Source organism: bacterium, from assembly GCA_021372535.1.
GTDB lineage: Bacteria > Latescibacterota > Latescibacteria > Latescibacterales > Latescibacteraceae > JAFGMP01.
Map to the genome: position 1 here is coordinate 45,631 of JAJFUH010000049.1, position 8,789 is coordinate 54,419.

Below are 8,789 nucleotides of genomic sequence, written 5' to 3' on the forward strand. Positions count from 1 at the left end.
GCGGGAACAAGAAAAAAACATGAAAAAAACATCCACGGTCATAGAGAGCATTCGGATGCTGTACGAGATCAGTACGCTCATACGGTCCGATTCGAAACTCGAGGAGAAATTTCACCTGGCGATTGAAAAGGTCAGAGAGGCTGTCGGCTGCCATTCCGTAAGCCTTTTTATCGCCGGTAAAAAGGACGGCAAGCTGGAAGAGGCTGCAACAGTCGGTACGCGTGTCGACCTTATAGAATCCATAGACTTTGATATGGGAAGCGGCTTCAGCGCATGGGTGGCAAAACACCGGCGGGCAGTGCTCATCCCCAATCTCAGGCAGAGTCATCACAAGCATTTCAGATCGTTTGTCTCCACTCCGCTCATATCGGGGGATACTCTTATCGGCGTTATGAATCTCGGACATAAGCAGCCGGATGCGTTTACCGAGGAGAACCTCCAGTTCCTCGAAATTATCGCAGAACAGCTTGCCCTTCTGATCGAGCGGACTCATTACGAAAAGGAGCTCATAAGTAAAAACAGGGCGCTCGTCAAGGCACAGGGCGAAATAAAAAAGCAGCACATACAGATCGTTGAGATGGAAAAATATCAGGTGCTTGCGCAGATGGCCGCATCCATCAACCATGAAATCAACAATCCCCTCACCACCATCATCGGAAATATCGAATTGCTGCTCATGATCAGGACCGATCTTGACGAGACTGTCAGAAAAAAACTCACAACAGTGCTTTCGGAAGCCAAGCGTATTGCCGAGATAACCCAGAAGCTCCGAAACATGAAAAGGGTTGTTGTCGAAAACTACCTGGAAAGAACCCAGGAGAAAATGATAGATATCGACTCTTCGAGTCAATCGGAATAGCCGGAAAATCTTTCCCGGAACGGGAAGAATCTTCTCGTATATTGTGTTTCGCCCGGATTTACCGTTGCATTCATGTCAGGGCTGTTATCGTTAACATATTGTATAATAATGTATTATAAAGGTCGGCATTTTTCTGTGCCGCCTTTTTTTTATGGCATGAGTGTTGCAGTTATCAAATGACGAAGTTAACCGTACAACGATCAACGGAGAACGGCTTCATGGTTAAAGGACTTTATCTATCGGCATACGGCATGATCCCGCGGATCATTCAGCAGGACGGCATAGCTAATAATCTGGCGAACACTTCAACGCACGGTTATAAGAAGGGCGATATCTTTCTCCGTCAGCTTATCACAGCCGACAATGCCCTCAATCATGCGCGCGGAACTGACCGCTCCCAGATATCCGAGGACAGGCGAATCGATTTTACTCAGGGTACCCTCGACAGAACGGATAATGATCTTGACCTTGCATTGAACGGGCCGGGTTTTTTCAGGGTGCAGGATGCGAGCGGGAATATATCCTATACCCGTAACGGGAGATTCTACCTTGACAACAACGGTTATCTCATCACAAAAGAAGGAATGTATCTCATCAACGACCGTAACAACCGAATCATCATTCAGGGCGGCGATGTAGCGATTCAGGGTAACGGTGATATCGTGGTGGACGGGATACTGGCGAATACCATCGGACTGGCGGATTTTGCCCCGACCGATTATCCCGCACTCGAGCCGGTCGGCAAGGAGCTTTTTCGTAAACCCGATACGATTAATGAGATAAAGCCAAGCGACGATACGGTTTTCCTCCAGGGTTATCTCGAATCATCGAATGTCGATCCGATCAGGTCCATGGTCGATATGATAGAAGTCTACCGGATGTTCGAACTGGGACAGAAATCGATACAGATACAGGATCAGACTTTACAGAGAGTTGTGACTGAAATCGGAACTATACGATAACTACATAAGGAGCTATCCATGGTACGGGCAATGAGAACTGCGGCGAGCGGCATGACTGCTCAGAAACTGAATGTCGATACCATATCGAACAATCTTGCAAACGTCAACACCACGGGCTATAAGAAATCCAAGCTCGAATTCCAGGATCTTCTGTACCAGACCTATCGTATGGCCGGCGCCACCTCGCAGGTCGGCTCGGAAGTGCCGGTCGAGCTTCAGATCGGATACGGCACCCGCGCTGTCGCCTCACAGCGTATTTTCAGTCAGGGAAACCTGAGCCAGACATACAACGCGCTCGATGTCGCTATCGACGGGAACGGATTCATTCCGATAGAATTACCGGACGGCACCGAAGCATACACCCGTGACGGCGCGCTCAAGCTCTCCCGTGAGGGAGAGATAGTGACTTCGGACGGTTACCGTCTTACCGCGGCAATCACCATACCGGCAGAGGCCGAGGAAATTTCTGTCGGCGTGGACGGCACAGTGACGGTTCGTAACGCCGGTGAGACCGAGGTGACGGATATAGGCCAGATTACCCTGGTCAAATTTCTCAACCCGGCAGGTCTATCGGCAATCGGGCGGAACATGTTCGTCCAGACGACCGCTTCGGGTGATCCCATTGAAGGTATTCCTGGTGAGAACGGCCTCGGACAGATCAGGCAGGGATTCCTCGAACTGTCGAATGTCGAGACGGTTGAGGAGATGGTTAACCTCATTATTGCCCAGCGCGCGTATGAGATCAATTCAAAAGCGATTCAGACCGCCGAAGACATGACCCAGATAGCCAACAACCTGAAGCGATAAGAATGAATGGCCATGAGAACGAAGGATAATAACATTTTGATGATGCTGGCTTGCATCATGGTTTTCTCTCTTGCTGTCGGCACAGTACATGCGACGGTGATTCCCGCTGAAAAAGTCAGAGTTGCCGTAATCGAGCAGGTAGAGAAACTTGCCGTGGAGTCGGGCCTCGAAATTCTGGCCACTGTACCCCAGATGGGCGATATCGATGTCAGGGATGTCGAGAATCCCGTCATGACCGTAAGCGTACCGGGGGGCCGTAAAATCGATGCTCGTGTTCCTGTCCGTGTGGAATTCTCCGATGACAGAGGGCATGTGGTAAAACGTGTCCAGCTTACGGCAAAGGTGCAGATTTTCAAGATGGTCGCCGTCGTTCGTTCCGATATGAGCCGAGGTCAGCAGATAGCTCCCGGTGATATGGAGCTTGCCAGAGTCGATGTGGCAGGACTCGATGGGTATTTCGAGGATACCGCTCCGCTCGAGGGTATGCTGACAAACCGTATCCTCCGTGCCGGATCGGTACTGACGAAACAGCAAGTCAGAGAGGTCCCCGTAATCCTCAGGGGCGACAAGGTGGTTATTAAAGCCGTTGCAGGGAATGTCATTGCGTACAGTGAAGGTGTTGCCCGTCAGGACGGCGGAATCGGTGAAAAGATCAGGGTATATCACGAAATGACCAAAGCGCAGCTCGATTGTGTCGTTTTGGACAATAAAACGGTGCAGGCCGGTAAGTAAGGAGGATATTCGTGAAAACAGGATATATATTTCGGAGTCTATGGTTCGTTTTTCTCGTTCTCTGTCCGGTTTTCTGCGGGTTTGTATCGGCTGAAGAATCTCTTTCTTCGGGATGGTCGGGTTCGCTGTACAGCGATGTCAAGGCGTACAAAGTGGGAGATGTGATTTCGGTAATAATTTCGGAATCCAATTCTGCCACAAAGAACACGAAAACAGACACCAAGAAGCAAAACAAATCGGATGCCAAAGGTGAAGCGTCTGGAGGTGCACTGCGTGGTCTTTTCCCCGGGGTGAGCGGTTCCCTGGACGTATCCAACCAGTACGGCGGTCAGGGATCGACTGTCCGGAACGGTTCGCTGTCGAGCCGGATCACCGTCAAGGTTATTGATGTTCTGCCTGACAATAATCTGGTCATAGAGGGTTCAAAAACGCTCGAACTCAACGAAGACATAGAAGTGATCAATATTTCCGGGCTCGTCCGTCCCCAGGACATAAGCTCGCAGAACACGGTTTATTCATATCAGGTTGCCAACGCGAAGATAACGTATAAAGGAAAAGGCAGCGTATCCGATGCGCAGCGCCCCGGTTTACTCATGAGAATAATCAACTGGATTCTATAACGAGGTATTCAATGAAAAGAGCGCTTGTATACTGTACAATACTCTGTGTCTGTCTGGCTCATGTTCCCTGCACGCCGGCACAGGTCAGGCTGAAAGATGTGGCGATAATCAAAGATCAGCGCGAGATTCAGCTTCTTGGTTATGGACTCGTGGTCGGGCTTGACGGGACCGGGGACGGGAAAAACACCCAGTTCACCATCAGGACAATCGGAAACATGCTGAAGCGCATGGGTATCGAAGTTTCCGCCGCCAACATCAAGGTGAAGAATGTCGCAGCGGTCATTGTTACTGCGACAGTGTCACCCTATGTTAAAACCGGAGGAACATTTGATGTAACTGTCTCTTCCATGGGCGATGCGTCGAGTCTCGAGGGGGGAACGCTTCTTCTGACGCCGATGTGCGCCACGGGGGAGATGCAGTATGCCACGGCGCAGGGGCCGCTCAGTGTGGGCGGTTCAAACAGGAATTTCGGCGGGCAGACAGGGATTGTGCAGAATAAACAGCTTGTCGGTATGGTGCCGAAGGGAGGAATACTGGAACGCGATCTTCCTACCCTCGGCGTCGAGGAGCGAAGCCTCATGGTAACGCTCCGAAATCCCGATTATACAACCGCTTATCGCCTTGCTACCTCAGTAAACAGTACTTTTCAGAATACCCTTGCATCCGCCCGTGATGCGGGCAGTATCGTGGTAAAGATACCTCCGGAGTATGCGGATAGCGGTGATATCGTCAGGTTTATCTCCGAAATGGAACTGGTCACTTTTATCCCTGACGAAAAAGCGAAGGTAATCATCAACGAGCGCACCGGTACGATCATTGCAGGCGGGAATGTCAGCCTGAGCCCTGTCGCAATCATGCACGGCACGCTCTCGGTGGTAATCAGCGAGCCGCAGGCAGCCGGCGCTCAGCAGCCGCCCGGTCAGGCTGCACAACCGGGCCAGGTATCGACTACCGAACGAATGGTGGCTTTCAATGAGACGGCGAATGTGGCGGAAGTGGCAAAGGCACTCAATGTGCTCGGAGCAACACCCCGTGATCTTATTGCGATATTCCAGGCACTCAAGACAGCCGGATCACTGAGAGCAGAGCTGATTGTAATTTAAGAGGGCAGTGAAAAGAACTTTTTCACGCGCCCGATAATGAAACGTATTGTTTCGTTGTTGTCAAGGGCATGAAAACATGTTCCCGAATCATTAATCGGGGATCGGCACTCCGTGCAGACCCTTGACAGATTGTATTACCGAAAACTGTGTTTTATACCACGCTTTTTAAGGAATTTTATGGATCCGGTATCGAATATGACCGCTGTTTCCCATGAAGGGATTCAGCTGCAAAAACAAGGACAGGCGTTTATTTCTCTCGAACGTGAACAGGGTATGTATTCCCTTAAAAAAACCACGACCGATGATGACACCGTCAGAAAAAAAGCCCGTCTTCGTGAGGCTGCAGAGGGATTCGAGGGGATATTCATCCGGAAGCTGCTGAGCACCATGCGCTCGACAATGTCCGAGAACAGCATGTTCGGGACCGGACCCGAAGGAGACATTTACGGCGACATCATTGATAATGCTCTTGCGGATGTTATGGCGAAACGCGGTATACTCGGTCTCGGAGATAAGCTTTACGACTCGATGGCGGCACGGCTGGAGAAAAAACCGGAGACCGAAACAAATCATATTCCAAAAGCGGAATTCCTCAAGATTAGACGATGAGATGACGATATATAAGAAAGGGAAAAACATATGGAATTGAATGCATGCATAGAAGAGCTGCTGGATATTCTGAAGAGAGAAATCCAGTCATTTAATACGGTGAGCGAATTATTGATTCTTGAAGAGAAAAGCCTCATCGAGTTTAATACGGCAACGCTTGCTGAAAATCTCGAACATCAGGAAGATGTGTTTTCCAGCATCGCCTGTCTGGAAAAAAGCAGGATAAATGTTCTGAACAGAATCAGCAGCATACTGGGCGAAGAAACGGATTTATCGACTCTCGAAACACTTTTCCCTCTGGTGGATGCCACATACAGAAAAAAGCTCCAGGAAACGGGGCATGTGCTCAATACCATCTATGAGAATATCAAAAAGAAAAAGATCGCCAATTCGATACTGATTAAACAGGGAATTATTCTTGTGGAAAGCGATATACGGGTAATGCTGAATGTCCTCGGGAAAACCGCGCAGAAGAAGCATGGATATTCTTCAAAAGCCGAGCTCCAGCATAATTCGGGCGGCGTTTGTATAGACGGAACAATGTGAGAAGGTGAAATGAGTACTTTATTTTTTGGATTGAATGTCGGTAAAAATGCACTTGCCGCTCAAACGTACGTTCTTAACACCATTTCCCATAATGTGGCAAATGCCAATACACCCGGGTATTCACGCCAGGAAGTACAGCTTGTGTCGGCTGAAAGTGACTTGTCGAGCAGCAGGTTTGGCGGTGGCATCAAGCTTGGAGCCGGCGTCGATGCAACGACGGTCACACGGTCACGGTTCGCCCTGTATGATGAAATATATCGCTATGAAAATCAGGATTTCAATGCGTTCAGTAAAACTGAAGACCTTGCCCATCAGGTTGAACTCCTCTTCGATGAGCCTTCGGATCGCGGATTTGGTGAGATAATCAACGAATTTTTTAATGCATGGCAGGACCTGGCCAATTCACCACTTAATATGGCGGCGCGCCAGAGTCTCAAATCCATCGGAGATGAGCTCACAAGCCGTATGCAGCGTATTAACAACCAGCTCATCATCATGCAGCAGGATATCGATACCGAGATTACCACTATTCCAAAGCAAATCAATGAAATTGCCAGCGAAGTCGCCAAGCTGAACGCCTCTATCCGTATCGCGGGGGCACAAGGTGGCGAGGCAAACGATCTTCGCGACAAACGTGATACCCTCATAGATGAGCTTTCCAACCTGGTCGAAGTAAGGACTGTGGAGCAGCAGGACGGCACCATGACGGTCCTTGTCGGTTCCAATGTCATGGTCGAACGTGATTCATCTACTGAGCTCACTCCAGTTTCACAGTCGGGGGGTGACCGTAATATCAAAAAGACAGGGATTATTTCAACCGAGGGAGATGAATTTATACCAGAGAGAGGCAAGCTTGGCGCTCTTATGAATTTTCGGGATGAAGTAATTCCGGGTATTATTACACGGCTTGACAAACTGGCGGAATCCTTAGTGACACGGCTTAATTTCGAACACCGTAACGGATATGGTCTCGATGGTGAAACGAACAGGGACTTTTTCGATCCTCTTAAAACCCAGGCTTTCAATATTTCGCTTTCGGCGGATATTGATGATGTAGGTCATATCGCGGTCTCCGGGGACGGTACAAAAGGTGATAATTCGAATGCCCGGAATATCGACATCATGAAAAATACCAAAATAGTCGATCAGACTTTCACTCTTTCCGAATACTACAATTCCCTTATTGCAGATATCGGTATCATCGGGCAGGAATCATATAACGGTCGTGTTAATCAGGAATTGCTCGTCAACCAGATTGACAGCGCCCGTGAACGGGTCAAAGGTGTAAGTATTGACGAGGAACTCATCAAGATGATTCAGACACAGCATATATACCAGGGTGCTTCACGGTTAATTACAACGATGGATGAACTGCTCGATACCGTAGTGAATATGAAACGATGAGTCTCCCGGTAATAAAGTGAAACGGAGTTTCATGACATGAGAATTACCGATAAAATACTCCATAACAACTTTATCTATAATCTTGCTTATGCTTCCGAGCGGTTATATGAGTCTGAAACGAAGGTCCTGACCAATAAAAGGCTGAATAAACCATCGGACAGTCCTGTTGATGTGATGACCGATCTTGCCATCCGGACAAAACTTGATGAGATAACCCAATTTCAGAGAAACATCTCGCGGTCTCAGACGCTCCTTCAGAACACAGAATCGATTACTTCCCAGATGCAGGAGATATTTCAGAGGGTGAACACGCTGACTATCCAGGGAGCTTCGGATTCTTATGGCCCGACCGATAAACTTTCCATATCGTACGAAGTCAATCAGCTTCTCGAACAGGTTTACAGTTACGCCAACAACAGGTCCGAGTCAATCTATACATTCAGCGGAACTTACAGCGATACTGCACCGTACATTGCAATCCGTAATTCCGATGGCGAGATTGAATCAGTCAAAAGCGCGGGTTCTTCGGGAGATATTATTACTACTATCGGTGAAAACATCAACATGAAAGTAAATATTAATGGTGAAGACCTGTTTGAATCCGGAGAAAATCTTTTCAATGTCCTCATCGATATCAGAGACAGCCTCAGGGCGAACGATTCCGATTCCTTGAGAAATGACATCGGAAAACTTGAAACGGCAAGTGAAAAAATCATTAATATTCAAGCAGTTATAGGTTCACGTCTCAACCGGATAACCGCTGCTGACTCACGGGCAGAAAACGATACCATCAGTTTTACCGAGTTTCTTTCGAATACCGAGGATATCGATGCTTCTGAAGCAATCATGGATTATCAGTTGCAGCTCCTCACGCTTCAATCCTCGCTTCAGGCGGGATCACGGTTGATACAACCGAAACTATCGGATTTTCTGTCATAATAAGGCCATGAGTGGCTGAGGGAGAAGATATTCATGGCAACAAACCTATAATAAACCGGAAGATTGAGCTGATATTCGAGTTTTTTATTCTTGTAATTTCCGGATTCACCATGTATACTAACAAAGTGATAACGTTACCGAGGAGATAGTGTTATGACGAACAACTCAAAGAGCAAATCAGTGACCTTCAAAACATCGCGGGGGCTCA

Annotated in this window: 10 protein-coding genes; all 10 read left to right on the forward strand. The window is 48.3% G+C overall.

What is annotated here, in order from left to right; all coding sequences use genetic code 11:
* Positions 1-19 precede the first annotated feature (19 nt).
* The 10 genes from LLG96_05325 to flgL all read left to right on the forward strand — a co-directional run bounded on the left by LLG96_05325 (position 20) and on the right by flgL (position 8,581).
* Positions 20-859 (forward strand): GAF domain-containing protein, encoded by an 840-nt coding sequence (locus LLG96_05325; protein MCE5249624.1) that lies wholly within the window; start codon positions 20-22, stop codon positions 857-859.
* A 218-nt stretch (positions 860-1,077) separates the two neighbouring features.
* Positions 1,078-1,821, forward strand: a complete 744-nt coding sequence (locus tag LLG96_05330; protein ID MCE5249625.1) for a flagellar hook-basal body protein — start codon at positions 1,078-1,080, stop codon at positions 1,819-1,821.
* An 18-nt stretch (positions 1,822-1,839) separates the two neighbouring features.
* Positions 1,840-2,628 carry a flagellar basal-body rod protein FlgG gene (gene flgG, locus LLG96_05335; protein MCE5249626.1) on the forward strand — a complete coding sequence of 263 codons (789 nt, stop codon included), beginning with the start codon at positions 1,840-1,842 and terminating at the stop codon, positions 2,626-2,628.
* A 12-nt stretch (positions 2,629-2,640) separates the two neighbouring features.
* Positions 2,641-3,360, forward strand: coding sequence for a flagellar basal body P-ring formation chaperone FlgA (gene flgA, locus LLG96_05340; protein ID MCE5249627.1), 720 nt, complete (start codon positions 2,641-2,643; stop codon positions 3,358-3,360).
* A gap of 11 nt (positions 3,361-3,371) precedes the next feature.
* The gene (locus tag LLG96_05345) at positions 3,372-3,980 is read left to right on the forward strand and encodes a flagellar basal body L-ring protein FlgH (GenBank protein ID MCE5249628.1); all 609 of its coding nucleotides are present in this window, start codon (positions 3,372-3,374) and stop codon (positions 3,978-3,980) included.
* A gap of 11 nt (positions 3,981-3,991) precedes the next feature.
* Positions 3,992-5,083, forward strand: a complete 1,092-nt coding sequence (locus LLG96_05350; protein ID MCE5249629.1) for a flagellar basal body P-ring protein FlgI — start codon at positions 3,992-3,994, stop codon at positions 5,081-5,083.
* A 177-nt stretch (positions 5,084-5,260) separates the two neighbouring features.
* Positions 5,261-5,692 (forward strand): rod-binding protein, encoded by a 432-nt coding sequence (locus LLG96_05355; protein ID MCE5249630.1) that lies wholly within the window; start codon positions 5,261-5,263, stop codon positions 5,690-5,692.
* Between the two features lie 30 nt (positions 5,693-5,722).
* A complete protein-coding gene (locus LLG96_05360; protein ID MCE5249631.1) occupies positions 5,723-6,238 on the forward strand; it encodes a flagellar protein FlgN in 516 nt (171 codons plus the stop codon).
* Between the two features lie 9 nt (positions 6,239-6,247).
* Positions 6,248-7,642, forward strand: coding sequence for a flagellar hook-associated protein FlgK (gene flgK, locus LLG96_05365; protein MCE5249632.1), 1,395 nt, complete (start codon positions 6,248-6,250; stop codon positions 7,640-7,642).
* Positions 7,643-7,678: 36 nt separating this feature from the next.
* Complete coding sequence (gene flgL / locus LLG96_05370) at positions 7,679-8,581, forward strand: flagellar hook-associated protein FlgL (GenBank protein ID MCE5249633.1); 903 nt, start codon at positions 7,679-7,681, stop codon at positions 8,579-8,581.
* Positions 8,582-8,789: the final 208 nt, after the last annotated feature.